The sequence below is a fragment of the Nostoc sp. genome, assembly GCF_036917275.1.
Taxonomy (GTDB): domain Bacteria; phylum Cyanobacteriota; class Cyanobacteriia; order Cyanobacteriales; family Nostocaceae; genus Nostoc.
In genome coordinates, this window is record NZ_JBALDF010000016.1 from 31,652 (window position 1) to 56,741 (window position 25,090).

The 25,090-nt window shown below is 43.7% G+C and carries 18 protein-coding genes, 25 tRNA genes and 1 pseudogene; 36 read left to right on the forward strand and 8 right to left on the reverse strand.

Annotation, left to right across the window (positions count from 1 at the left end):
• Window positions 1-16 precede the first annotated feature (16 nt).
• Entirely contained in the window at window positions 17-409 is a 393-nt protein-coding gene (locus tag V7K35_RS06640) for an alr0857 family protein (RefSeq protein ID WP_335077418.1), read from the forward strand.
• A 34-nt stretch (window positions 410-443) separates the two neighbouring features.
• Here the strand turns inward: V7K35_RS06640 and V7K35_RS06645 are convergent, their stop codons facing one another.
• The gene (locus V7K35_RS06645) at window positions 444-1,280 is read right to left on the reverse strand and encodes a polysaccharide deacetylase family protein (protein ID WP_335077420.1); all 837 of its coding nucleotides are present in this window, start codon (window positions 1,278-1,280) and stop codon (window positions 444-446) included.
• Between the two features lie 507 nt (window positions 1,281-1,787).
• Here V7K35_RS06645 and V7K35_RS06650 point away from each other — a divergent pair.
• The 24 genes from V7K35_RS06650 to V7K35_RS06765 all read left to right on the forward strand — a co-directional run bounded on the left by V7K35_RS06650 (window position 1,788) and on the right by V7K35_RS06765 (window position 4,208).
• Window positions 1,788-1,880, forward strand: a tRNA-Asp gene (locus V7K35_RS06650).
• A 4-nt stretch (window positions 1,881-1,884) separates the two neighbouring features.
• Window positions 1,885-1,961: transfer RNA gene (locus V7K35_RS06655), tRNA-Glu, on the forward strand.
• Window positions 1,962-1,964: 3 nt separating this feature from the next.
• Window positions 1,965-2,038: transfer RNA gene (locus V7K35_RS06660), tRNA-Cys, on the forward strand.
• 15 nt (window positions 2,039-2,053) lie between these two features.
• Window positions 2,054-2,129, forward strand: a tRNA-Ile gene (locus tag V7K35_RS06665).
• A 3-nt stretch (window positions 2,130-2,132) separates the two neighbouring features.
• Window positions 2,133-2,204, forward strand: a tRNA-Trp gene (locus tag V7K35_RS06670).
• A gap of 72 nt (window positions 2,205-2,276) precedes the next feature.
• Window positions 2,277-2,347, forward strand: a tRNA-Glu gene (locus V7K35_RS06675).
• 8 nt (window positions 2,348-2,355) lie between these two features.
• Window positions 2,356-2,438: transfer RNA gene (locus tag V7K35_RS06680), tRNA-Tyr, on the forward strand.
• 4 nt (window positions 2,439-2,442) lie between these two features.
• Window positions 2,443-2,531 (forward strand) — tRNA-Ser (locus V7K35_RS06685).
• A 4-nt stretch (window positions 2,532-2,535) separates the two neighbouring features.
• Window positions 2,536-2,610, forward strand: a tRNA-Arg gene (locus V7K35_RS06690).
• 15 nt (window positions 2,611-2,625) lie between these two features.
• Window positions 2,626-2,700: transfer RNA gene (locus tag V7K35_RS06695), tRNA-Phe, on the forward strand.
• 6 nt (window positions 2,701-2,706) lie between these two features.
• Window positions 2,707-2,781 (forward strand) — tRNA-Asn (locus V7K35_RS06700).
• A 46-nt stretch (window positions 2,782-2,827) separates the two neighbouring features.
• Window positions 2,828-2,900, forward strand: a tRNA-Gln gene (locus tag V7K35_RS06705).
• Between the two features lie 3 nt (window positions 2,901-2,903).
• Window positions 2,904-2,979, forward strand: a tRNA-Gln gene (locus V7K35_RS06710).
• Between the two features lie 6 nt (window positions 2,980-2,985).
• Window positions 2,986-3,062 (forward strand) — tRNA-Leu (locus tag V7K35_RS06715).
• A 6-nt stretch (window positions 3,063-3,068) separates the two neighbouring features.
• Window positions 3,069-3,146 (forward strand) — tRNA-Leu (locus tag V7K35_RS06720).
• Window position 3,147: 1 nt separating this feature from the next.
• Window positions 3,148-3,220: transfer RNA gene (locus tag V7K35_RS06725), tRNA-Pro, on the forward strand.
• 86 nt (window positions 3,221-3,306) lie between these two features.
• Window positions 3,307-3,379: transfer RNA gene (locus V7K35_RS06730), tRNA-Pro, on the forward strand.
• Between the two features lie 4 nt (window positions 3,380-3,383).
• Window positions 3,384-3,456: transfer RNA gene (locus tag V7K35_RS06735), tRNA-Leu, on the forward strand.
• A gap of 10 nt (window positions 3,457-3,466) precedes the next feature.
• Window positions 3,467-3,543, forward strand: a tRNA-Met gene (locus V7K35_RS06740).
• 8 nt (window positions 3,544-3,551) lie between these two features.
• Window positions 3,552-3,624: transfer RNA gene (locus tag V7K35_RS06745), tRNA-Thr, on the forward strand.
• Window positions 3,625-3,738: 114 nt separating this feature from the next.
• Window positions 3,739-3,812, forward strand: a tRNA-Ala gene (locus tag V7K35_RS06750).
• A gap of 6 nt (window positions 3,813-3,818) precedes the next feature.
• Window positions 3,819-3,892, forward strand: a tRNA-His gene (locus V7K35_RS06755).
• A 7-nt stretch (window positions 3,893-3,899) separates the two neighbouring features.
• Window positions 3,900-3,982, forward strand: a tRNA-OTHER gene (locus V7K35_RS06760).
• Window positions 3,983-4,137: 155 nt separating this feature from the next.
• A tRNA-Lys gene (locus tag V7K35_RS06765) sits at window positions 4,138-4,208 on the forward strand.
• On the opposite strand, the gene V7K35_RS06770 is transcribed toward V7K35_RS06765, so the two are convergent.
• Complete coding sequence (locus tag V7K35_RS06770) at window positions 4,209-5,297, reverse strand: glycoside hydrolase family 3 protein (RefSeq protein WP_335077422.1); 1,089 nt, start codon at window positions 5,295-5,297, stop codon at window positions 4,209-4,211.
• A gap of 398 nt (window positions 5,298-5,695) precedes the next feature.
• Here V7K35_RS06770 and V7K35_RS06775 point away from each other — a divergent pair, with 398 nt between their 5' ends.
• From V7K35_RS06775 to V7K35_RS06800, 6 genes are all read left to right on the forward strand, one after another.
• Window positions 5,696-6,652, forward strand: a complete 957-nt coding sequence (locus V7K35_RS06775; RefSeq protein ID WP_335077424.1) for a phytanoyl-CoA dioxygenase family protein — start codon at window positions 5,696-5,698, stop codon at window positions 6,650-6,652.
• 265 nt (window positions 6,653-6,917) lie between these two features.
• On the forward strand, window positions 6,918-7,076 hold the full coding sequence (locus V7K35_RS06780) for a hypothetical protein (protein ID WP_335077426.1): 159 nt from the start codon (window positions 6,918-6,920) through the stop codon (window positions 7,074-7,076).
• 64 nt (window positions 7,077-7,140) lie between these two features.
• A complete protein-coding gene (pds, locus tag V7K35_RS06785; protein ID WP_335077428.1) occupies window positions 7,141-8,580 on the forward strand; it encodes a 15-cis-phytoene desaturase in 1,440 nt (479 codons plus the stop codon).
• Complete coding sequence (crtB, locus tag V7K35_RS06790) at window positions 8,564-9,496, forward strand: 15-cis-phytoene synthase CrtB (protein ID WP_335077430.1); 933 nt, start codon at window positions 8,564-8,566, stop codon at window positions 9,494-9,496. Before pds ends, crtB begins: the two co-directional genes overlap by 17 nt.
• Before the next feature lie 80 nt (window positions 9,497-9,576).
• Window positions 9,577-9,668, forward strand: a tRNA-Ser gene (locus V7K35_RS06795).
• A gap of 192 nt (window positions 9,669-9,860) precedes the next feature.
• Window positions 9,861-11,183 (forward strand): ABC transporter substrate-binding protein, encoded by a 1,323-nt coding sequence (locus tag V7K35_RS06800; RefSeq protein ID WP_335077432.1) that lies wholly within the window; start codon window positions 9,861-9,863, stop codon window positions 11,181-11,183.
• A gap of 419 nt (window positions 11,184-11,602) precedes the next feature.
• Here the strand turns inward: V7K35_RS06800 and V7K35_RS06805 are convergent, their stop codons facing one another.
• A complete protein-coding gene (locus V7K35_RS06805; protein ID WP_335077434.1) occupies window positions 11,603-12,451 on the reverse strand; it encodes a hypothetical protein in 849 nt (282 codons plus the stop codon).
• A gap of 981 nt (window positions 12,452-13,432) precedes the next feature.
• Here V7K35_RS06805 and V7K35_RS06810 point away from each other — a divergent pair.
• The 4 genes from V7K35_RS06810 to V7K35_RS06825 all read left to right on the forward strand — a co-directional run bounded on the left by V7K35_RS06810 (window position 13,433) and on the right by V7K35_RS06825 (window position 17,965).
• Window positions 13,433-13,750 (forward strand): hypothetical protein, encoded by a 318-nt coding sequence (locus V7K35_RS06810; RefSeq protein ID WP_273765957.1) that lies wholly within the window; start codon window positions 13,433-13,435, stop codon window positions 13,748-13,750.
• 352 nt (window positions 13,751-14,102) lie between these two features.
• Window positions 14,103-15,830 carry a succinate dehydrogenase/fumarate reductase flavoprotein subunit gene (locus V7K35_RS06815; RefSeq protein ID WP_335077436.1) on the forward strand — a complete coding sequence of 576 codons (1,728 nt, stop codon included), beginning with the start codon at window positions 14,103-14,105 and terminating at the stop codon, window positions 15,828-15,830.
• 147 nt (window positions 15,831-15,977) lie between these two features.
• A complete protein-coding gene (locus tag V7K35_RS06820) occupies window positions 15,978-16,571 on the forward strand; it encodes a hypothetical protein (RefSeq protein WP_335077437.1) in 594 nt (197 codons plus the stop codon).
• 224 nt (window positions 16,572-16,795) lie between these two features.
• Entirely contained in the window at window positions 16,796-17,965 is a 1,170-nt protein-coding gene (locus V7K35_RS06825) for a homocysteine biosynthesis protein (protein ID WP_335077486.1), read from the forward strand.
• A 123-nt stretch (window positions 17,966-18,088) separates the two neighbouring features.
• On the opposite strand, the gene V7K35_RS06830 is transcribed toward V7K35_RS06825, so the two are convergent.
• Entirely contained in the window at window positions 18,089-19,111 is a 1,023-nt protein-coding gene (locus V7K35_RS06830; protein ID WP_335077439.1) for a hypothetical protein, read from the reverse strand.
• Between the two features lie 378 nt (window positions 19,112-19,489).
• Here V7K35_RS06830 and V7K35_RS06835 point away from each other — a divergent pair, with 378 nt between their 5' ends.
• On the forward strand, window positions 19,490-20,383 hold the full coding sequence (locus V7K35_RS06835; RefSeq protein ID WP_335077441.1) for a tetratricopeptide repeat protein: 894 nt from the start codon (window positions 19,490-19,492) through the stop codon (window positions 20,381-20,383).
• Between the two features lie 116 nt (window positions 20,384-20,499).
• Here the strand turns inward: V7K35_RS06835 and V7K35_RS06840 are convergent, their stop codons facing one another.
• The 4 genes and pseudogenes from V7K35_RS06840 to metK form a co-directional block, all read right to left on the reverse strand.
• Window positions 20,500-21,120, reverse strand: a complete 621-nt coding sequence (locus V7K35_RS06840) for a TMEM165/GDT1 family protein (RefSeq protein ID WP_335077443.1) — start codon at window positions 21,118-21,120, stop codon at window positions 20,500-20,502.
• Window positions 21,121-21,429: 309 nt separating this feature from the next.
• A pseudogene (locus V7K35_RS29615) lies at window positions 21,430-21,892 on the reverse strand (DUF29 domain-containing protein).
• A 285-nt stretch (window positions 21,893-22,177) separates the two neighbouring features.
• Window positions 22,178-23,140, reverse strand: a complete 963-nt coding sequence (locus tag V7K35_RS06855; RefSeq protein WP_335077449.1) for a protochlorophyllide reductase — start codon at window positions 23,138-23,140, stop codon at window positions 22,178-22,180.
• A gap of 554 nt (window positions 23,141-23,694) precedes the next feature.
• On the reverse strand, window positions 23,695-24,969 hold the full coding sequence (gene metK, locus V7K35_RS06860) for a methionine adenosyltransferase (protein ID WP_334795783.1): 1,275 nt from the start codon (window positions 24,967-24,969) through the stop codon (window positions 23,695-23,697).
• Window positions 24,970-25,090 lie beyond the last annotated feature (121 nt).

The following is a 25,090-nucleotide window of genomic DNA, read 5'->3' on the forward strand; positions in this document are numbered from 1 at the left end:
CAGGAGAGCATAAGGAATGCTGAAATTAACTTACACTGAAAGCAGCTTTTATTTGGAATGTTTCACTCTGTCGCTAGAAGAATGGGTAGCGCAGCGAGTGATTTTGGCCCTGCGAGTTGGGCAAAGTTTGTGCATTGAACCTAGTAGCGCTTCCTTTTTGCTTCCTGTTGATTTGCCAGAAGTAGAAGTGCTTAAATCTGAGGTGAAAAGAGATGACAGAGAAATCATAGCTCTGTGTGCCTGCGATACCCAATATATGGAAGTCATTCTGCAAGGTTCTTGGCTATCAAATAGTTCTAAGGATGCTGTAGGTGTGTTTGTCACCACTATGAGCGATCGCGCTGAGTTCTTTTTGCACAAACTTTGGCAGGAAGCTCAAGAGAGCAGTGCTTCTGTGATGAGCGAATAAATGAAATCGTCGGGTGAGGAGAATTTCTCACCCTTTATTGCCCCATTTTTAGAAGTTCGGGAATTGTCACAAATCGGTAGCCTTGCTGTTTGAGTCCGCTGATGATTTGTGGCAAAGCTTCTACAGTTCTTCGGCGATCGCCACCACCGTCATGCATCAAAACAATAGAACCTGGTTTCGCGCCTTTCAGGACATTATTTACAAATGCTTGTGGTTTCGCGTGAGGGTCAGTATCAGCTGAAGTTAGCGACCACATAATTACAGCATCTTTCTGGCTTTTAGCGTAAGCGGCTAATCCGTTATCTAAAAAGCCTCCAGGAGGACGAAACAGAGCCGTTTTCACTCCTGTAGTTTTGTATATCAGATCAGATGTGCGATCAATTTCACTCTTGGCTGTGACTTCATCCATTCGTCGATACCAATGATGCCAAGTATGGTTGCCAATGGCGTGTCCTTCGGCTACCTCACGCTTGGCTAAGTCAGGATTTGCTTGTAAAGCTTGTCCTACCCAAAAGAATGTCACCTTAACATCATTTTGCTTTAGGATATCCAGCATTTCTAGGGTTGTCTTTGGCCAGGGGCCATCATCAATGCCTAAAGCAATAACCTTCTCGTTATTCCTGGGATGCACCTGATAAACTGTTTTTCCCTGAAATTTAGCTGGGACTGTAAAGGTAAGGTTTTCTACTTTGGCTGGCGGTAGTTGGGCATTAATTTGGCCCTTTGGTGGATGAGCTTGAACTTGTGCAATATGGATTTTGCTTAAAGGCTTGTTCAACCCCAATTTTGGGGAGATACTACAAGCTGTAATCGTAGAGGCGATCGCGACAAAACTAATTATTTTTTGTCGCTTGAAGTAGTTATCTGTCACGTCAGGCTTTTAAAGACTCACCTAATCATAAGCTGTAGTTTGACTTTTAAGAGGGGTTAGCAAGTTCAAATCTAAGTGCAGAAGCTTTTCTAGACAATTTCAAAAAAACTTTCTCAAACCCCTTGACACCTTTTGTAGTATTTTGTAGTATAAATGTAGTGAGGTGAAAGACAAAGCTTCGCAAGGGTCAAAGTCATGTTTTACATACAACTTAAACAGAGGCGCTGGAATCAACCAGAGTCTCCCGTCAAGAAAGCCGCTTCTACTTGTAAAACATCTGAAGTAGAGGCAATCAACCAAAAAAGTTTTAAGTTTGCACTCAGCAGAACCACAGAATACATCCGTATACACAATAGGCTTGCTACCTAGAGTTTCGGTTGTTTTCCTAACAGTTTCTAACAGTAAAAAGTAATTTTTCTGAACCTTGAAAACTAAATAAGAAATGGGCAAGTTCACCAAAATTCTGTGCCTAAAAACCTAAAAGTTTAGGCACAGATTCCAAAAAATCGGGGTGTAGCTTAACTGGTTAGAGCATTCCGTTGTCTGCGGAAATGTTGCCGGTACCCTGCGGGAAGCAAGCTACAAATCCCGTCACCCTGGTTGCAGTCCTGTAGGCGAATAGTTTAAGCCGTCAGCCTCTCAAGCTGAAGATTGCGAGTGCGAATCTCGTCAGGACTCCCAAATGGTCAGATAGCCAAGTGGTTGAAGGCGTTGGTCTGCAAAACCGATTAGCGCGGGTTCAAATCCCGCTCTGACCTCTGGTGCGATCGCAGCGCAGTGTAGCTTAACCAGAAAAGCCCCAGGTTCATACCCTGGTATATGCGGGTGCAAATCCCGCCGCTGCCACCAAATGCAGGGATGGTGTAACGGCAACACCTCGTGACTCCAAATCCGATGTTCTAGGTTCAAATCCTAGTCCCTGTGTCAGACAATTTTGGATTTTAAATTTTTTAATCCAAAATCTAAAATTTAAAATCTAAAATTCAGTCAATTATGCCCTCGTGGACGAATGGTTAAGTCAGTGTTCTTTCAAAGCACAGATGCGAGTTCAATTCTCGTCGAGGGAATGATTTATGGGTCGGTGGCCGAGTCTGGCTGAAGGCGACAGTCTGTAAAACTGTTCTTTTTTGCACGCAGGTTCAAATCCTGCTCGACCCACTATGGAGAGGTGGCTGAGTGGCTAAAAGCGTCCTCCTGCTAAGAGGAAACGGGTAGTATAACCCGTCGCAGGTTCAAATCCTGTCCTCTCCGTTTTGAGAGTGTGGTGTAACTGGATAACATCTCAGTCTACGAAACTGAAGATTTGAGGGTTCGATTCCCTCCGCTCTCGTTACATTTCTCCTATCCCCCGGTAGCTCAGTTGGTAGTTAGCGCCTGTCTGAAGAACAGGAGGTCGTCGGTTCGATTCCGACCTGGGGGGCTTCGTTGCCTCATAGCTCAATGGTAGAGCAAGCGGCTGTTAACCGCGCGGTTGTAGGTTCGAGTCCTACTTAGGCAGCCATTCATAATAATTCGTAATTCGTAATTACGAACTACGAATTATTTAATGCCGGGTGGACGAATTGGTAAGTCGCATCGCTCTGAACGATGAGGTTGCAGGTTCAAGCCCTGCCCTGGCAATAAAGCCCTGTGGTGTAATTGGCAACATAGTGCCCTTTGAAGGCGAAGATTCCAGGTTCGAGTCCTGGTGGGGCTGCCAAACTTTACTCTTGTAGCCCAATTGGAAGAGGCTGCCGTCTCAAAAACGGTATGTTGTGGGTTCGATTCCCACCAAGAGTACCAAAACTTGCTCCTGTAGCCCAATTGGAAGAGGTAGCAGACTTAAAATCTGTTTGTTTGTGGGTTCGACTCCCACCAGGAGTACCAACGGGATGTAATTCAGTGGCGAGAAGCCATGCTTTGGGAGCATGGAGTCGCAGGTTCGAGTCCTGCCATCCCGATATACCTCTGTGACGGAACTGGTATACGTGCTGGAATCAGAGTCCAGATTTTGCAGGTTCAAATCCTGTCGGTAGTACCAAAATATCTGGGTGTAGCGGAGTTGGGAGCGCGGGAGTTTCGGGAACTCCAGGTCACAGATTCAATCCCTGCCACTCAGACTTTGCCCTTGTAGCCCAACGGAAGAGGCGCTTCGCTTAGAACGAAGAGGTTGCTGGTTCAAATCCAGTCAGGGGTATTGGTGAATATGCGGGGATAGAGCAACGGTGGCTCGTCAGGCTCATAACCTGAACATCAGCAGGTTCGACTCCTGCCCCCGTCACCAAAAACAGTGCTGGTGTAGCTCAATTGGCAGAGCAACTGACTTGTAATCAGTAGGTTGCAGGTTCAATTCCTGTTACCAGCTTGACTAATGCGGATGTGATGTAACGGCAGCATGAGACGCTTCCAACGTCTTCGTGCGAGTACCCTACAGGAAGCAATCTCTTTCTTTCTACTTTGCTCTTTTTACTTGTTTGATGGGGTCATAGCTCAAATGGATAGAGCGCCTGCCTTGCAAGCAGGAGGTTATGGGTTCAAGTCCCATTGATTCCACTGATGGTGTCTGAAGCCAAAGTGGTCGAGGCGCTGGTTTGTGGAACCAGTCATAGCGGGTTCAAGTCCCGTCAGACACCCTTGAATGGAAGATGCCGCTGAATGGACGGTAACTGGTCTTGAAAACCAGGGTATGGGCAACTGTAGGGGTTCGATTCCTCCATCTTCCTCTTTTCCACCTGAAGCCGAAAAGCGAGGCGCTGTGCTGATAACACAGAGACAGGAGGGGCAGTACCTCCCAGGTGGATTTATATCTAACATTGGTGTTACAACGCTTGCGATGTAATACGATCGCAGCGGCTCATTTCTTTATTTAAATTAACCAGGGTGGTTGGCATAACGGCTGTGCAGCGGGCTTTTAACCCGCAGAAATAGGTTCGACCCCTATACCACCCATTATGAATAGGAACTAGCGATCGCTAGTTGTGCATGTTGCAATAGTATATTTTTATCCAAAGCATAGATGGGATATTGCGGTGTTACTGCCAGTAGTTGATCGATTCTTTCTCTGGCTGCTTCCACTACTGATTCGTCTAAGCTACCCTTGCTGAGGGAATCAAGGAAATCTTCAGCAATCTGATGGGTTCTTTCGATAGATGATGAATTGATATTGCGTGAGACAATAAATAGGTCGCAGCCTGCATGAAATGACCGTGCCACAGTACCAGCTTTAGTAAACATATCTGAGATAGCTTTCATATCTAAGTCGTCAGATACAACCACTCCCTTAAAGCCAAGTTCCTCTCTAAGTATGGTTTTGAGGATAGCCTCGGAAAGGGTTGCTGGTACATCAGTATCTATCTTGGGAAATAAGATATGGACAGTCATAATCAAAGGAATCTGTAATTCGATTAGCGCTTTGAAGGGTATAAGTTCTCGAAGTCGCAGTTCTTTTAGAGTCAGATTAAGTATTGGTAGCTCGATATGAGAGTCCTTGCTGGTGTCTCCATGTCCAGGGAAGTGCTTGGCGCATCCCAAAATTCCTGACTCTCGAAGTCCAAGATAGTAGTCACAGGCACCTTGAGTAGCAGTATCAGGAGTGTTACCAAAGGCGCGAGGCCCAATCACGGGGTTGTTGGGATGCGAAAAAACATCTGCTACAGGTGCCCACGATAAATTTATTCCCAGTGATTTGAGTTCTACAGATGTGGCTTTTGCTACTTCATGGGCGTGCGATCGCAACAACAAGGCATGAGGAAATCGGGTAATCGGTAGTGGTGTACGAATTACACGACCTCCTTCATGATCTAGAGTCACAAACATTGAATCACGTTCAGTATATTCTCGTATCTGGCTGTTCAAATCCTTGAAGCTCTCCAGCCAAACCTCATAGGGGGTGCCATCCAGAAAGTTTTTAGCAAAAAAGATCACCCCAATCGGTTTCAATTCATTGAGTGCACGTTTATCATCATCGCTTAATGTAGTGCCGGAAATACCTAGAATCAGGTGATGTCCAAAGCGCCTTAGCTCCTGCGATACTGGCATAATCCTTTACCTATAGTTGTGTAGCAAACAACTTGGGATGTTTAACCTAGAAGACATAAACCCTGATTCTACACCCTTATGGAGAGTGGGACTTTTAAGAGGCAGAGGGCAGAGGTACTAAGGGGGAAGAATTTTCTGTTTGTCCCGCTTCTTGAACAATGCCCTATGCTCAATACCCTTCAACCTCTCACTAACTCTTTAAAAAATACTAACTTTATAAAAAGAAACAGTAAATATACTATCAGCAAATATTATTATTGATTTTTAACAATTAAAATAATATATTACATGGTATTACTTACGTAAGTATAAATTAGTTTTTCTGCAAAAGCATTTTTGTGATCCTCCTTTGGAGTCACTCCGTGAACGCATCCTACCATATAAATCTCAGGAGACTTATGTCTATAAATTTATTCAATAACTATCTAAATAGAATTTATTCAAAATTTTATGATACTTGTTATGAAAATTACAAAGGATTGACTAAAAATCCTAAATGGCTTTTAATGCGTAAAATTGCTCGATTTAAAACTGGGCGAACTATGATGATATTTTTCTTAAAACGTTCAGTCAAATTATATTTATCAGTTTTCAATGAGAGCAATTGTTATTTTCCAGATGTGAATGTAGATGACGTTGTTAACACCCTGAAAACTGAAGGGTTGTATTTAGGAATTAATTTACCCCAAGATATTGTTAAAGAAATAGTCGAATTTGCTCATTCAACAGTTTGTTATGGCAATAGAAAAACAAATATGGGTTTCTTTTATGATCAAAAGGAACAAGCACAAACTAAGTCAGGAAAACATTTTCTCATCGGTAGTTATTTTAATACGTCTTTACTCTGCCCTGCTATAAAAAAACTTCAAAATGATCCAAAGTTATTGGCAATAGCTACTAAATATTTAGATGCTCAAGCAGTACATCAAGGGAATCTAATGTGGTGGAGTTTTTCAGGTACTATAACATATCGTCAAAAAAGTCAAGCTGCTCAATTATTTCACTACGATATAGACGATTATCGTTTTCTGAAGTTTTTCTTTTATTTAACTGATATAGATGATCAAAGCGGTCCTCATGTCTGTGTTCGTGGTAGTCATAATAAGAAGAAGCTGTCACATCTTTGGCTACGTAAACGAGAGACAGATCAAGATATCACCGATTATTATGGTTCTGAATCTTTAGTAAAGATTTGTGGCAAAGCTGGTTTTGGATTTGCGGAAGATCCGCTTTGTTTTCATAAAGGAATTACTCCTACTCATAAAGACCGTTTAATATTACAAATAGAATTTGCCCGAACTGACTATGGGATGCAGCACGACTTCCGAGCAGCTTCTCTACTGAAATATATTTAGTAACTTGTGTGGTATGGGTTTCCCCTTTAGTTTCTACAATTGTAACCCTATTATTTAAGTATTTCTACTCAAATAATACATCCTAAGTCTTTATATTTACATTTATTAAGTGTTTGCTGATTGAAAGTAAACTGGATATCAACTAGCAAGCTTTACCAATGCCTTAGATATTTACTTAGAGCAAATACACGGATTACCAAAGAAATCAACTACTTTAAGACAAGAGTTTGTAACTACCTATTCTCAGTCAAAGGAATGACTTTTATTGTTGACATTTGGTGGTGTAAATCTAGATGAAATGCACGCCGCAAAACCATTGCTGACAATGATATTAGCAATTTATTCTGGTAGGTGTATGTCAGGCAAAATTCGCTTTTACAGAAGTTTTTTGGGGAAGCGATCGCACAATAACTGCCAAATGTAACGGATTGCAACGTATAATGATAACGACAAAACCATTAAGAAATATTTAAGGGCATTAGAGTTAAATGCGAGTAGCGATCGCGGGTGCTGGTTTAGCAGGACTTTCCTGCGCGAAATATCTCACAGACGCAGGTCACACTCCCATTGTCTTGGAAAGCCGGGACGTACTGGGTGGTCTTGTTGCGGCGTGGAAAGACTCTGACGGCGACTGGTACGAAACCGGGTTACACGCCTTTTTTGGGGCATACCCCAACATGCTTCAATTGCTCAAGGAGTTGGGCATTGAAGACAGACTCCAATGGAAGCAGCATACGCTGATTTTTAATCAACCGGATAAGCCTGGGACACTATCACGTTTTGATGTTCCAGATATTCCATCTCCTTTTAACGTGATTGCCTCGATTCTTCGTAACAAAGACATGTTGACTTGGGAGCAGAAGATTCGATTTGCAATTGGCCTACTTCCAGCAGTGGTTCGAGGCCAGAAGTATGTTGAAGACATGGACAAGTACAGCTTCTTAAACTGGTTGAAAAGGCAAGGTGTTGACGAGCGAGTAACTAGTGACGTTTTTATCGCCGCATGTAAAGCACTTACCTTTATCAATCCTGATGAAGTTTCGGCAACGATCTTGTTAACTGCACTGAATCGCTTTCTGCAAGAACGATATGGCTCCAAGATTGCCTTTTTGGATGGTTCTCCCACAGAACGTTTATGCAGCCCGATCGTAGATTACATTACAGAACGCGGTGGGGAAGTGCGGTTGAATGCCCCCTTGAAAGAGATTTTGCTCAACGCCGATGGCACGGTGAAAGGATACTTGATTCGAGGGTTAAATGGGGCAGAAGATGAAGTAATCACAGCAGATTCCTATGTATCTGCCATGTCGGTTGATCCTCTGAAGGTCATGTTGCCTAAGCCTTGGAAGCAAATGGAGTTTTTCAAGAAGCTAGAAGGTTTGGAAGGAGTACCAGTGATTAACCTGCATCTGTGGTTTGACCGGAAACTTACAGAAATTGATCACTTGCTTTTTTCGCGATCGCCCCTCCTAAGCGTTTATGCTGATATGAGCAATACCTGCCGTGAATACGCCAACCCCAATCGCTCGATGCTGGAATTAGTTCTAGCTCCGGCAAAAGATTGGATTGCCAAATCTGATGAGGAGATTGTGGCTGCAACGCTTGCTGAATTGGAAAAACTCTTTCCCGACCACTTTGGGGGAGACAACCCAGCAACGTTGCTAAAATCTCATGTGGTGAAAACGCCGCGTTCAGTTTACAAAGCGACCCCCGGTCGTCAACAGTACCGTCCTGCACAAGTTACGCCCATTGCAAACTTCTATCTCGCCGGAAGTTATACCATGCAACGCTACTTAGGCAGTATGGAAGGTGCCGTACTTTCTGGTAAGCTGACAGCGCAGGCAATTTCTGAGGCTCTCCCGGTAGCAAATCCCTCAAACCTGCAAACGCTCACCCGACCGCCCGCAACGAATGCTGCAACTGCCTGATTCCCCCCCGCGCATGAAAACGCTGGTCTCTGTAGACGAGTCCTACAAACTTTGTCGGCATCTCACAGCAAAGTATGCCAAGACTTTTTACCTGGGTACTTTGCTCATGAGTCCGGTAAAACGTCAATCTATTTGGTCAATTTACGCTTGGTGTCGCCGTACAGATGAATTGGTGGATGGGCCCGCATCTGCTATTACCACGCCAGAAACCCTAGACCTATGGGAACAGCAGCTGGAATCGATTTTTGCGGGACGCCCACTAGAAAATTACGATGTCGCTTTAGTTGATACTCTCCAACGCTTTCCAATGGACATTCAACCCTTTCGGGATATGATTGCCGGTCAGCGGATGGACTTATATCGCAGTCGTTATGAAACCTTTGAGGACTTATACCTCTACTGTTACCGCGTTGCTGGCACTGTTGGCTTAATGTCAACAGCAGTTATGGGTGTGGATAGCACCATATACACAGCTCCGTGGCGTCAGAACAAACAACCATATATTCCCACAGAAGAAGCGATCGCTCTGGGAATTGCCAATCAACTTACCAACATCCTGCGGGATGTGGGAGAAGATGCCAGACGGGGACGAATCTACATTCCCCTTGAGGATTTGGCAAAATTCAACTACACCGAGCAAGACTTCTTCAAAGGTGTGGTAGATGAGCGTTGGCGGGCATTGATGCGCTTTCAAATTGAACGAGCCCGCCAATTCTATACGACGTCAGACCAGGGAATTACTTATCTAGCACCGGATGCCCGTTGGCCCGTGTGGGCAGCATCAATGTTGTACGGTCAGATTTTGGAGGTGATAGAACGCAACAATTACGATGTATTCAGTCGGCGGGCTTACGTTCCCCAGTGGAAAAAATTACGCACTTTGCCCGTAGCTTGGATGCGATCGCAAGTCCTTTGAGCAATTAGTCATTTGTTGCTGATGACAAATGACTATTGACTATCCCCAACAAATCTGCTAAAATCATTAATCGTAAGTCAGGAGAGGTGGCTGAGTGGTCGAAAGCGGCAGATTGCTAATCTGTTGTACGGCAGGCAACTCCGTACCGAGGGTTCGAATCCCTCCCTCTCCGTTTTCCAGCCTTTGATATACGCAATATCTTGTGTGTACAAAAGTAAATATTAATGTAGGGGTAAATACTTCTACTTCCAAAGATGGATGATATGATTTATCCTTTGGAGTCTCGATAAGATCCAGCTAACTTACAAATCTAGTTTGAATCTTACTTTTAGGCTCCTAAATATCTGAGGAGTAAAAGTGATTTATGAAAAAAATTAGCGCCGCCTTAACCTTCAGTATAGCTACCCTAGCAATTGGGTTCCTAGTTGGGGCTTGTGGTGATACTAGTACCCCAAATGGCACAGCTAACAATGGAAGTACCGCTACTCCAGCGGCAGATTCAACTACCACAAGCAGTGCTAAAGGGCTAAAAATTGGTTCCCTGCTACCGACAACAGGCGACTTGGCTTCTATCGGACAACAGATGCTAGGTTCTGTCCCTTTACTTGTCGATACAGTCAACGCTTGCGGTGGTGTCAATGGCGAACCAGTGACCTTGGTGCAAGTAGACGACCAAACCGACCCCAAAGCTGGTGCTGCGGGTATGACCAAACTAGCAACTTTAGATAAAGTAGCAGGTGTAGTTGGTTCCTTTGCCAGTAGTGTTTCTAGTGCAGCAGTCTCCATTGCCACGCCGAATAAAGTCATGCTGGTTTCTCCTGGTAGTACCAGTCCTGTCTTTACTGAAAAGGCCCAAAAGGGTGACTTTAAAGGCTTTTGGGCGCGTACTGCTCCCCCGGATACTTACCAAGCACTGGCATTAGCCCAACTTGCTAATCAAAAAGGTTTCAAGCGAATTTCTACAGTCGTGATTAATAATGACTATGGCGTTGGCTTTGAAAAAGCATTTGTGCAAACTTTTGAAAAATTGGGTGGAACCATCGTTAATAAAGATAAGCCTGTTCGCTACGACCCGAAAGCGCAGACATTTGATACAGAAGCAGCAGCTGCATTTGCTGGTAAGCCAGATGCAGTGCTGGCCGTACTATATGCTGAAACTGGCAGTCTGTTCTTGAAAGCCGCCTATCAGCAAGGTGTGGCTAAGGGTGTGCAGATTCTGCTTACAGATGGTGTGAAATCACCTACTTTCCCAGACCAAGTTGGCAAAGGCAGTGATGGCAAGTATATCTTAAGTGGAGCGATCGGTACAGTACCTGGTTCTGATGGTAAAGCACTCTTAGCTTTCAACAAGCTGTGGAAGGATAAAAAGGGTAGTGCACCAGGGGAATACGCTCCTCAAACTTGGGATGCGACTGCCTTATTGACGTTGGCAGCGCAAGCTGCTAAAGAAAATACAGGTGTTGGTATAGCCAACAAAATTCGTGAAGTCGCTGATGGACCTGGTACAGAAGTTACTGATGTCTGCGAGGGACTGAAGTTACTTAAAGATGGTAAGAAGATTAACTATCAAGGAGCCAGTGGCAACGTAGATGTTGATGCTAACGGCGATGTCGTCGGTGTATATGATGTTTGGACAGTAGGAGACGATGGCAAAATCAAAGTAATTGGCAAAGTTACCCCCAAGTAGAAACTTAGCAGTTATGAGTTAAGAGCTATGAGTGAAACATTATTAACTCTTAACTTCTAACTCATAACTCCTAACTCTTTGAGGATGTTTTAAAAGTATTATTGCTAACACTAAAATCTCGATAACCTAACCCCCAGCTTCTATTCTCTACAAGTGAATCAAGGGTTCAAAGCCTCTCGACCTTTCGGTAGAGAGGAATAGAAGCAGAGTTGATGGTAGACTTTACGACTTTTCAAACATCCTCTTAACTCGACTTTATCCAAAATTAAGGTTTTCTTTATCCGGTAAAAACCCTGGCTTTTCGGCAAATACTTTTTCCACGTCACAGATTATCGATGAAGTTAAAAAAGTAAAACTACCAAACCCCAGAGGTTTCAGCGATAGCAATCACGTTGCGAAAAAAATGGATAAAGTCAAGCTTAAAAGCCAGTGAAGTTGTAACCAACTCCTAACAACAAGCCTACATCAGTTTTATCAAAAAATCCGGCATTCACAGCGGCCGTTGCCGTGAATTGAGGAGTTAGAGGCACATCAATCCCACCAGTTATTAAAAAAGCAAATTGCGAATCATCACCGGTTTTGTAAGCTCCACCTACTCCGACGTAAGGTGCAATAGCTAACGGTTCGCTAAAAGCATCTGCTGATTTGAAGGTAAAATCGTAAGTGATCGGAAGTAAAATAGTAGTGTTGTCCCCAAATACGGCTGAGGGTCGCACCGATATAGAATTTGTCAGTCCGATTTTGCTGACTACCGCGAAGTTACCGTCGGCCAAAGACGAGTCAGCATCACCACTCAAACCAATGTTAGCAGCCACGCCAATATAGCTGCTGCCACCACGGGTGGTAGTTCTACCTAAATCAATATCTGATTGCGCCACTTTGGGAGCAGATGGTTGAGCAGTAGTTTGAGAAGTTGGTTGTACAAACTCAGAAGTGAGCGTTGCAGATGAGGTTGCCACTGTGCCTGGAATGGGTGTAGGCGTTACACTGGCTTTTTCCGGTATTGCAGCGTTGGGGGGCTGCTGTACCTTAGCTAAATTTGTGACTGTAAATGTTTCAGTTGTTTTTGTAGAGAGATTTTGGCTTGCAGTGTTTAGTTCTGTACTAAAGTCGTTGGGAGACGCCACGATTGCGGAAGGGTCGGTTAATGGCTGACTGTTCACCTTATCAACTGTCTGGGCAATTGCAGATAAGCTGCTACTCAGGACTGTAAGAGCAGCTATACTTGGCAACCAAAAAACACCTTTACGAAGAAAAATAGTATTCACATTCACTCCTAAAACAATATTGCCACGAAAAATAAAGGGTTTTGTTGATTTAAGTCAACAAATTCGGGCAACATTCAAAATTTAACATCAAAAAATCGGTTTTTACATCCTGACTTTGCTGGATTTATCTACTTAATATTTCCCAGCAAAAAATTAAATACTATATCCTAAATCTCCGGAATTTTACAAATCGCAAAATTTATCTTGGCTTTAAGCAAACAGTCTATTTGTTAAAGAGGTCATTAGGATTGTAAAAACTTTTACCAAAAAACTTAGTCTATATAAACACCAAGCTTTCTTAGTCCAGTTTTGCGTAAAAGTGTAGCGTTTTTAATGCAACGGAACACGCTAACATTAACATTGCATGGAGATGCATTAACATTGCGAGGGGACACATTCACAATGTGGCCGACGCATTAACATTGTATTGGGATGCATTGGCATTGTATCGGGATACATTCACAATGTGGTCAACGCATTAAGATTGCATTAGGATGCATTGGCATTGCAGGGAGACGCATTCACAATGCAGCCGATGCATTAACATTGTATCGGGATACATTGGCATTGTATCGGGATGCAATGCCATTGCAACATATTGCCAAATTTAATTCGCTATAAATTAATCAAATGCTGTATTAGTCTTTGTGGCAACTGTTCAGCACATTGGCTTGAATCTAGGATGGTGCCTTAGGCTACGGCATAACACACTCTTGCACTACTAGGTTTTTAGGACTTGTGTATACACAATAGTACAAGGGAAGGGAGAGAATTTGAAGCTGCGACGACTACAGGAGAAGGATTTCCCATAGAGTATAGTTGGTCTATTTACGTCATGCTGTACTAGGAATTATGTTTTGTAACAGAAATAAGTTGATTGTGAAGTGATATTACGAAGCTTGCAAAAATATTTAGAAATTGTCTAGAAGGTAAACATGGTTCTAACCTAGAACCTATTAGGAGAGACTTGAGGCAAATGTGATGAGCGGAAATAATACTCAAAAGTATCGGTTTGTCTGTACCCTGACTTTCGGTGATATCTACGGTCAAATAATTGTTTGGTTGATTACAATTACCCTAAGTTTGGCATCAGCCTTGGCGCTGATGGGTGCCAAGCGACCCGTGTACGCTTTAGCAACAGCGGGTCTTGTCGTTTTGCTTTCGCTACCTTTCTTGTTGTTTGCGTTTGTCACTACCTTGTTAAATCATATTGAAGTCACTCCTGTAGGACCGGGAACCAAAATGGAACCTATACCAGGTAATGTGTCTCAGCAACAACCTGTACAAGCAACTAGCTAAAGAAGTTAGGAGTTAGGAGTTAGGAGTTAGGAAGTAGAGACGCGATTAATCGCGTCTCTATAGGAGTTAGGAGTCACTCCATCTGTCCCATAACCCTTCATTTTTGACTTTCAAAATTTGTAATAACATCCCTGTCTATAGGCAGGGAATTTTTTTAGAGAGACGCCACTGTTGCAACGCACGGAGCCTCCCAAAATATGCAAGTTTACTTTCTTTCACAAGGAAAGAGTTTATAAAGGGTTTTTGTACCAATCCTGTGTATTTTGGCAAAATTGGGATGCTCTCTAACGCACTGCCTGATTAATCACGTCTCTACAATAGAACAGCAGTGGTTTGCAGTCGGGGGCTAATTATGCTGGAACATGATGTAATTATTGTCGGTGGTGGATTAGCGGGATGTCGCGCTGCTGTGGAAATTGCCCGCACAGACCCTAGTTTAAATATTGCTGTGGTTGCTAAAACCCACCCAATTCGTTCCCACTCGGTCGCGGCTCAAGGTGGTATGGCTGCATCGCTGAAAAATGTTGATTCAGAAGATAGTTGGGAGGCACATGCCTTTGATACTGTCAAGGGTTCTGATTACTTGGCAGACCAAGACGCTGTGGCAATTCTCGCCCAGGAAGCGCCAGATGTGGTGATTGACTTGGAACACATGGGCGTTTTGTTCTCTCGCTTACCTGATGGGCGCATTGCCCAACGGGCTTTTGGCGGACATTCCCACAACCGCACTTGCTACGCCGCAGACAAGACCGGTCATGCGATTTTGCACGAATTGGTTAACAACCTGCGGCGTTATGGCGTACAAGTTTATGAAGAATGGTACGTGATGCGTCTGATTTTGTCAGAGAATGAGGCCAAAGGTGTGGTAATGTTCAATCTTTTAGATGGACATATTGAGGTAGTACGGGCTAAGGCGGTGATGTTTGCCACCGGGGGCTATGGTCGCGTTTATAATACCACCTCTAATGATTACGCTTCTTCGGGTGATGGTTTGGCAATGACTGCGATCGCAGGTTTGCCACTTGAAGATATGGAATTCGTCCAATTTCATCCCACTGGTTTGTATCCGGTAGGGGTGCTGATTTCGGAAGCGGTAAGGGGAGAAGGGGCGTATCTGATTAATAGTGAAGGCGATCGCTTTATGGCGAACTACGCACCCAGTCGCATGGAACTGGCTCCTCGTGATATTACCTCACGAGCGATCGCTTATGAAATTCGTGCTGATCGTGGTATTCATCTCAATGGTAGCGCTGGTGGCCCCTTTGTCTATCTGGATCTACGACACATGGGCAAAGAAAAAATTATGAGTCGTGTCCCCTTCTGTTGGGAAGAAGCACACCGTTTGGTAGGTGTTGACGCGGTAACTCAACCTATGCCAGTCCGCCCGACAATTCACTATTGTATGGGTGGTATCCCAGTTAATACTGATGGGCAAGTCCGCAGCAGTGGTGATGGTCTAGTTGATGCTTTCTTTGCAGCTGGCGAAACATCTTGTGTTTCCGTACATGGTGCTAATCGCTTGGGGAGTAATTCCCTGCTGGAGTGTGTCGTTTATGGCAAAAGAACTGGGGCTGCGATCGCCCAATTTGTACAAAAACGTAAGTTGCCCTCTGTGGATGAGCAACGCTATGTAACCGAAGCCCAGCAACAAATTCAAGCTTTGCTAGAACAACCAGGGCAGTACCGCATTAACCATGTCCGTCAAGCCTTCCAGGATTGTATGACTCAGTACTGCGGCGTTTTCCGCACTGAGGCATTAATGAGTGAAGGGTTACATAAGTTAGAAGAAATACAACAGCAATTTCCGCAAATTTATTTAGATGATAAAGGCAGTTGCTGGAATACGGAACTTGTGGAAGCCTTGGAATTGCGAAGTTTGATGGTAGTGGGACAGACGATTTTGGCATCAGCCCTAAATCGCCAAGAAAGTCGTGGCGCTCATTTCCGCGAAGATTATTCCCAGCGAGATGATGCTAATTTCCTCAAACACACAATGGCTTACTATTCACCAGCAGGAATTGATATTCAATATCGGCCTGTGGCGATTACTATGTTTGAGCCAAAAGAGCGGAAGTATTAAACTTTAGCTAAAGGGTGAAATAAAGAATTTCATCCTTTATAACTTTATTATTTTCAGTCAATTTGACGGAGTGTTTGACAATCGTACAAAGAACATGTAGCTTGGAGCATTCGACAAGAGTTGATTGTTGATAACAGATTATGCAATATGGGAAACGTTCTAAAGCTTTCTAATAATCGTAGAGATGCAATTGCTACTTCCATACATCAAACTGTTCAGGCATTTTCCGATAGACTTCATTATAACGTTAATGGTCTATGCCTATACTATGCAGGTCTTGGTATGGATGTTTGTACATTTGTATATCAGAAGGTAAATAAAGATGAAACTCTTTATTACTCTCTTCAAGGAGGTAGTATTTCTGTAAGAGTAGCATCTGATCCTGAAGATGTAAGCAGAGGAGTAAATTTTGGAGCAATAAACCCATCTTTTAAGACTGGAAGTTACCATTGTTGGATTGTTGGTTTGTGTCGAGAACGCCAAGTAATCAAACCTTTTGAGTTTATCGATTTCACTAGTAAGCATTACAAATCAAATTCTCTAGAGCAGGGACATAATTGGGAAAGAACTGATATTGATGATTATCTATGGTTAAACCAAGATGAGATGGAGAAGTATGGAGTCTCAGTTAAGATTGATGAAAATATAACTCAAGAAGCTATGGAAGCGTGGTCAAAGACTAGCTTCAAGGGTGCAATGCTTTGTCAGGCAATACAAAATTATCAATCAATAATTCAATAATTTAATCAATACCGCGAGAAAAATTTTAGATCGTGATAGGGTGTGAAACGTTTATGCTGAGTTATTGATTCACATTGAAGATTCAACCCAAAATGACTGTGCAAAGAGGTTTAAACAGTCGCGTAGCATTGGCGACAACTATTTCCAGAAGAAATTATGCAAGAGTCTGTGATTTATCAAGATATCCTTCAAAGAGGAAGACAGGAAGCACTACCACTGACAAAATGCGAACAATTGCCGAAATTAATGAGAAAATCAGCCGCCAACGTGCGGTAGTGTTGACAACTGAAGAATTAAAAGCACGAGTTGTAGAAATCGGTGTTACTAAAGCTGCTAAAGAAGTTGATGTAATTACCACTGGCACGTTTGAGCCGATGGAATCAAGTGGTGCAATTATCAATCTCGGACACACTGACCCCCCGATAAAAATTCGCCGTTGCTGGTTAGATGGCGTGCCAGCATACTCTGGTTTTGGGGCAGTAGATTTATATTTGGGTGCGAGTTGTGCTGTGGAAACGATGGATGGGGAAGAAGTCCGAGAACGCGGCGGGGGTCATGTAATCGAAGATTTGATCGCTGGTAAACCTATACACGTCAAAGCACAGGGACAAGTAACAGATTGTTATCCTAGAGCAACCTTTGAAACTACAGTTACTAGTGACACGATTAATCAGTTTTATTTATTCAATCCACGCAATCTTTATCAAAATTTTATTGTTGGGGTAAATGGTGGCGATCGCCCTCTCTTCACTTACCTCGGTCCTTTACAACCGCGTCTGGGGAATGCCGTTTACTCTAATCCCGGTGCTATTTCCCCCTTATTCAACGACCCCGATTTGCAACTCGTTGGTATAGGTACAAGAATTTTTTTAGGCGGCGGTGTTGGCTATGTCGCTTGGGAAGGCACTCAGCACTTCCCTTTACAAAAGCGTTTAGCTAATCGGACACCGATTGGACCTTCCGCCACTTTAGCTTTAATTGGTGATGCCAAGCAAATGGATGCTCATTGGGTGCGAGGTTGTTATTTCAAAAGTTATGGCCCTTCTTTGATGTTAGGCGTTGGTGTACCACTGCCTGTATTAAATGAACAAGTAATTGAACACTGTGCCGTGCAAAATAAAGATCTAGTAGCCCCAATAGTGGACTTTTCTATTCCCCGGCGCGTCCGTCCCACTTTTGGTTTAGTGAGTTACGCTCAACTCAAGTCTGGGAGTATCACCATTGAGGGCAAAGCAGTACGCGTTGCCCCTTTAGCGAGTTTGTTTTTTTCTAGGCAAGTCGCCCTAGAACTGAAAAAGTGGATCGAAGCAGGTACGTTTACCCTTACAGAACCAGTTTCCCCGATTCCGATGGAGCGATCTTTTCTACCCCAAGACCGTCGAACGGATTTTTGAGATTGGGGACTGGGGAGTAAGAATTTTAGATTTTAGATTTTAGATTTTGGATTAAAGAATTGAAATTTAATCTAAAATCATCAATTCCATTATCTAAAATTGAATTGCCCCATGCCCAAAGCCCTACTCTTGATTTGGTTTTGGTCGCTTGATGGGCTTAGGAGCGGGCGTTTTTGGTATAGGTTTTGACACTACAGAAGAGTCGCCGCTTGCACCTATTTTCTTGATGGGACGAGGGGTTTCGCCACTGCGTTTGGGGGGGAATGGTTTTCTACCACCAGCAGCACTACCACCAGCACGAGGACCACCTTTGAATGGTGGTTTGCGTTTTTTGGGCAAGTCAGCGATCGCCTCAGCTTTTTCTACTATCAAAACGTCAGCTTCCCGCTTGGCTTGGAAGTCCCAGAACTTTCCTACTGCTTTGGTGGTCAGCACACCCCTCAATTTCAACTTAAAATATTTGGGTTTGTCATTTGGTTTGCGTGCAGCCTGCCTAATTTTGACTACTAAGCTCTTAGCGTCAAAAGACTGGTATACTACCTCACCACGAACAGAAAAACCACCATCTGCAACTTCTGATGAGGGTATTAAGGCAGTTGTACTTAATTCAGAGTTTTCGGATAAGCCATGATCAGGGGTCTGTACCTCTTGCAACTCTAAGTCGGACTCGTCCTCATCTATTGAGTTTTTAGCCAGATTTTCTGGCTCCCAAACTCCGACGATTTGGATGTGCAAGGTATCATTTTCTTGTCTTGTGCGTGGATATACCACCCACAAATGTTCTTTTTCTAAGTCTAGGTGATTTTTAACTAAGCTCATAATCCGGCCTAGGAGGACGGCATTGAGTTCTACACCATCTTTGGTCAGCAGCGTACCTTGAGTAAATTGTTCGCTGCTAGCATGATAGCGACCCCGGACTAACCCGATCGCTCGGTACTGCATCGGTTCGCTGGGAGGCGGAATCGGTTGCTGTCGATTGGCAAACCCATCATTTGAGTCAGTCTCACTGGGTTTGACAGGCGAATTTTCAGATTTAGAGGAGTGGGCTGCTATGTGAACATTAGCGGCTGCCTCTACGTTAGTTGGGCCCTGGTTAGAGGCAGAAGAATTGGAGGATTCAGGCAACGGCATCAGGTCGGAATTCATAAAAACTCCTTGCGGCACAGACACATCCCATTGTGGGATTTTACAAAGGCAGCTGGAAAGAGCATTTGTGCGACTAATGAAAATATATTTGCTTTTCACAAAGTCACACTAGGGTACTCCATACAATACTAAAGGCGCTAAATTTAGTGTGATAAACACTAAATGTGTAATTTAGCGCCTTTACACTAGTTTCGGAAGCATATCATAGCTACAATACTGACGGCTCCTCCTAAAGTCATCACTTACTTTAGCAGTGTAGATAGTTAATTGTTATAAAATTCACAGGCAATTGGCGGTATTCCGCAAAGTTTTGGAAATTTTTAACTTTACGATTTGTGTAAATGATAATGTCATTAAAATTTAGGAGAAGACAAAATTGTGTCTCAACCGCGCAATCGTTGGATAGTTCAAGTCGTCTTGGCGCTGGCAATTCTTGCTTTTGTGGGTGTTTCGGTGATTCCCATAATTGGAGCATTTAATAATACGCCACCCTCAAGCCAGAATGCAGCTAGCAGCAGAGGCAGTTTGCCCTCTGCTGACCAAAAATCAAAACTGGAAGACGAAGTACGGGGTTATGAACAGGTTTTGCAAAGGGAACCAGAAAATCAGACTGCGCTCAAGGGGTTATTGCAGGCGCGGCTACAACTACTGAGTCAAAAAGAAAAAAGTGAGGTTAAACCAGCTGATATCCAAGTCGTCATTGAACCTTTAGAAAAGCTAGCCAAGCTGAATCCCGAACAGTCAGAATATTCAGTGCTACTGGCTCAAGCCAAACAGCAAATTGGCGATCGCGAAGGAGCTGCTCAAGCTTATCGCTCGGTTTTGTCCACGAAACCAGGCGATTTGAAGGCTTTGCAAGGAATGGTGACTCTGTTGATCAGTCAGCAACGCCCAGAAGCGGCCATTGGTTTGCTGCAAGAAACCCTCTCTAACGCAGCCCAAGCAAATACAATTCAGTCTGGAAGTGTAGATACAGTAGCCGTACAAGTACTGTTAGGTTCTGTTCACGCTTCCCAGAAACGCTACGCTCAAGCTAGCTCTGTATATGATCAAGCAATTAATAAAGATCCCAAGGATTTTCGCCCCGTTGTGGCAAAAGCGATGCTCTTAAAACAACAGGGCAAAGACGCAGATGCAAAACTTTTGTTTAATAGTGCCGCAGCTTTAGCACCTGCTCAGTACAAAGATGAAATTAAAAACGCCGCAACGGCTTCCCCTATCCCAAATCCTGCTGCATCTCCTGCACCATCATTGGAGAGTACTCCCAAGTAATGGGCGTTGGGCAATTCAATTTTGGATAATAGAATTGATGATTTTAGATTGAAATTTAATCTAAAATCTAAAATCTAAAATTCTTACTCTCCAGTCTCCTCGTCCCCCTCATCCCCTCACGCTCCTTCAACGGCAGCAACAATACCAAAGACCAAAAACAGGCATCCGCCAATCAGGGTGAGTTGACGCTCAGAAATGCGTCCGGCAATCATTTTTCCGCCGATAACTGCGATCGCAGCACAAATGGCATGTCCGAAAATTGCACCTATTGTCACTCCAATTGGATTATTTCCGGCTGCTAGGGCAATGGTGGCAATTTGGGTGCGATCGCCCCACTCTGCCATAAATGTCAATACAAAGGCTTCTATTACAATTCCCAAGGAAGTCTTTTGCTTTGGTAGCTGCAAATCTGCTTTTTTCACCGCAGCTTCAGCCTCTTGTACAACTTCTGTATCACAAGCTGCTGCGGACATCTTACTAGCGTCGTATAACAACTTGATACCAAAGGCAATAAACAAAGCTATTTCGGCGTAATGAATATAATTTTTTGGTAACAAAGATACCACTTGTCCAAATAGCACCGAAAGGATTGTCATTGCGGCTAAAGCGGCTGTCACACCTGTAAATACTAATCGCCGCGAGTGGTGCATTGCCAAAATCACAGCAATAAAAAATGTTTTATCGCCTAGTTCTGAAACTGTAATTAATAATAAAGCTGCGGTAAAAGCTGTAAACACTCTCTCAAGCTCCTGAAGAATCGTTTACCGATGTGAAGCTTGATGAGAACCAAAAGACCTCACCAAGTTTACACTTTTCGGTGTGAACTTAGTGAAGGTCTCGCTTTCAAATATTTATTACTTGCCACCTGAACCAGGCTCATCGCCAGTATGTTGATTCAGATGTACTGGCTTTTATGTTTTATGCCAGCAGCTACTCCCCTTCTACGTGATCGTAATTTTACATCTGTTACAGGTAAAAGTCAAGGTGATAGGGAATCGAGAGGTATAACTTTAGAGTGAAGCAGCACATACAAAACGATTCAGTGCTTATTGAGGTAAAAACTCATCATCTGTGATTTCTGCTAGCTGGTATGGACACTTCAGAGGAAAGGATTCCATTGACAAGCCAGTTTCAGCTTTTGCTTGCTTAACTGCTTGTGCATAACACTCAGCAAAAACTATCTCAAGATAGAATTTGAGACTAGGTGAATCATCTAGAGCTTCTTTAACGCGTCTACGATGTTCAATGATGCTTCCTTCCCAGGTACCACTTCTTTTGTCGGGCTGAAATTGCCATTTGAGCAAATATCAGAATTACAATCAAATTACTCTTGAAACTCCGGCGCTCACTCCTTCCCATATCGGCAATTTCTTCAATTAGGTTCTCCCACTCAACGTTCGCGTAATCCTGACTTTGCAATTTTTCTACAGCCGTTTCTATCCATTGCAAGTAATCAGTTTCATATAGCGTTTGGGAATGTGCCTTTAGAGAAGACATGGCAGTTTCCATCGGAAATGGTTAGATAATTTCTCGCATATCTTTACAATTAACATCGGTGCGTTAACACAGTGTAACGCACCCTACGGATTCTAAGAATTGGGAGGTATTACTTTTCTCAGGGATGTAGTCTCGCGTTATAGTATGTAAATTTTGCGATGTTCTGTTGATTCATCAGCATCGAGTGGAACGGTGAACCAAAACCTTCTTCAACACTGCGTTTTACCTTTGCCATCACTTACCTCACCTTTTGAGGTCATTTATGAAGTAAAAATTAAATTATTGCATCCTGTTCAGTCATGCCAGTCCAACCAACTTGGTGCTTAGTTGCCACATGCGATCGCCTTTTTCATCATCACGCGCTTGAGGAGAAACCTTTTGAACAAAGGACTTGCCATCTTCCTTCTGGCGATTTCCCCAACTCCAATAAGCACCAGATTGATTGTACTCAGGATCAGCAACCACCGCCGCAACCCTTTCTCCCGCCAATTCCTGAGACACATATCCCCCAGTGATGTACTTCTGGAATAAAGGGAAGATTTTCTGAAACAGGGGATAGTGGTTTCTAAATAGCGGCGTTTCTGCAACACATCCCGGATAGAGAGAACTGAAGGCGATACCAGTTGACTCGTGATAGCGCTGATGTAGTTCCCGCATAGTCAGCACGTTGCAAACTTTGCTGTCTTTGTAAGCTTTGACGGGTTCAAACTTCTTGCCGTCAATCATCGAGATTGGCTCTTTAAATCCTTCTGCAAAGCCTTGCAAATCGCCCAAGTCTGGACGCGGTGGAATCTTCCCACCTAGTTCATCTGGATTGTGGGTAACAGTTCCTAAAATTACCAGCCTTGGCTCTGAAGATGACTTTTTCAGATCCTCTAGCATTAGGTTGCACAAAAGGAAATGTCCGAGGTGATTTGTCGCAACACTTAACTCAAATCCTTCTGGGCTTCGCAGTGGCTCCTTTAACAAAGGCATATAAATTGCGGCGTTGCACACCAAAGCGTCTAAGGAGTTACCGCTTGCTCGGAAGTTCTTCACAAATTGGCGAACACTATCCATTGAGCCAAGGTCGATATGCATGATAGTGTAGCTGCCCTGGTGGGGGATTCCCACAGATTGGGCTGCAAGTTGAGCCTTCGCTATATCCCTACAGGCCATCACTACATACCATCCCCTTTCAGCAAGAGCCTTGGCAGCGTACAAACCGACCCCTGAAGAGGCACCTGTGATTACAACCGTTGACTTCCTATCCTGTACCATTCTATTCAGACTCTGTTAATCACCTTTTACTATCCTCAGGATTTTACATCACTGAGTTACCACCTCTGATTGTTCGAGGTGTTATGCTTGGCGATCGCTTCTCACTAAATAACAGGTTATTTCAAAGCTGTACTTGGTTGATCTAACCCTTTTTTTTGCCAAAAGTCACAGCGAGCCACTATGAATGATCAGTACAGGGTTTCTGTGTTGACGTTAAACCCTGCGATGCTTCTGGACAATTTCACTTAGTTACTACTTGCTCACTCCTGAGAGTGACAGAAGCTGTTTACGGACGCTATCGCTTGCGTTATGGATGGAAGAAACAAAAAAAGATGCACCGAAAAAAACTACATTCTTATTGTGTCCTGACAGTTAAGACCGATCCGATAATGGTGTTATTTCGTCTGTACAGAAGCTTGGTTCTGGGTTGAGACAGTTATGACATTGGTGAAATGGCTGACGACAGTTGAAAGATAAACAAGGGTATAAGCAAGTTGTTAAGTTGCTTATACCCTCAGATAAATATGTTAGATGTTTTGTAGTAACGTATTAGTCTAAGTTAGTACCGGAGCAACTACTGCCGAAAGTGACTCGTTTGCTGCTTGCTTCAACAATTCGGCTTTATCGGTCTGTTCCCAAGGTAAGTCTAAATCAGCCCGCCCAAAGTGACCGTAAGCCGCGACGTCCTGATAAAAACGTCCGCCTCGTTCACTTGGTAAGTTACGTAATTTGAAGGCATGGATAATCCCTGCTGGACGCAGTTCAAAGTGCTGGTTGATTAATTCCAGTAAGGTTTCTTCATCTACTTTGCCAGTGCCAAAGGTATCCACCAGAATGCTTGTTGGTCGCGCTACGCCAATAGCATAGGATAGCTGGATTTCAACTTTTTCTGCTAACCCAGCGGCAACAATATTTTTCGCCACATAGCGAGCTGCATAGGCAGCAGAGCGGTCTACCTTGGTGGGGTCTTTGCCAGAAAAAGCGCCGCCACCATGCCGTGAATAACCACCGTAGGTGTCAACGATTATTTTCCGTCCTGTCAAACCAGAGTCTCCCTGAGGGCCACCAACGACAAATTTGCCAGTGGGGTTAACTAAAAAACGTGTTTCCTGATTAGGCTTAATGTCAATGTCGCCAAAAACAGGTTCGACTACTGCGGACCAGAGGTCTTGTTTAATCTTGGCTTGTACCGCCGCCTCATCTGTAATTTCCCCAATAGTCGCTGTATGCTGGGTAGAAATTAGGATAGTATCAATGCCTACAGGGCGCCCGTCTTCGTAAGCTACAGTTACTTGGGTTTTGCCGTCAGGACGCAGGTATGGTAGTTCACCCGTTTTGCGGACTGCTGCTAATCGGCGAGCAATGCGGTGGGCGAGACTGATGGGTAAGGGCATCAGTTCTGGTGTTTCGTTGCTGGCAAAACCGAACATTATACCTTGATCGCCGGCGCCAATTTTGTCGAATTGCTCATCACTATCTTGCTGGCGGGTTTCTTGGGCGGTGTTAACGCCTTGGGCAATGTCAGGTGATTGTTCGTCTAAAGCTACCAAAACGCTGGTGCTGTTAGCAGAAAAGCCATTATCAGCATTGGTATAGCCAATTTCGGCAATTTTTTTGCGGGCAAGATTGACGAAATTCACATTGGCTTTGGTGGTTATTTCACCAGTGATTAGCACCAAACCAGTATTAACTACTACTTCAGCAGCGACACGGCTGCTGGGGTCTTGTGTCAGTAGTGCATCCAGAATGGTATCAGAAATCTGATCGCAGATTTTATCGGGATGACCTTCGGTGACTGACTCGGAGGTAAATAGATATCGACGAGACAAAGGAAATTCCTCCTTTATTGATGAGTTTTTTTCGCTGACTAAATGTGGATATTTAGTTCAACTATCTAATTTATGAAATCATAACAATATTTATACTTCAGTAGTTAGTATCTTCTGAATA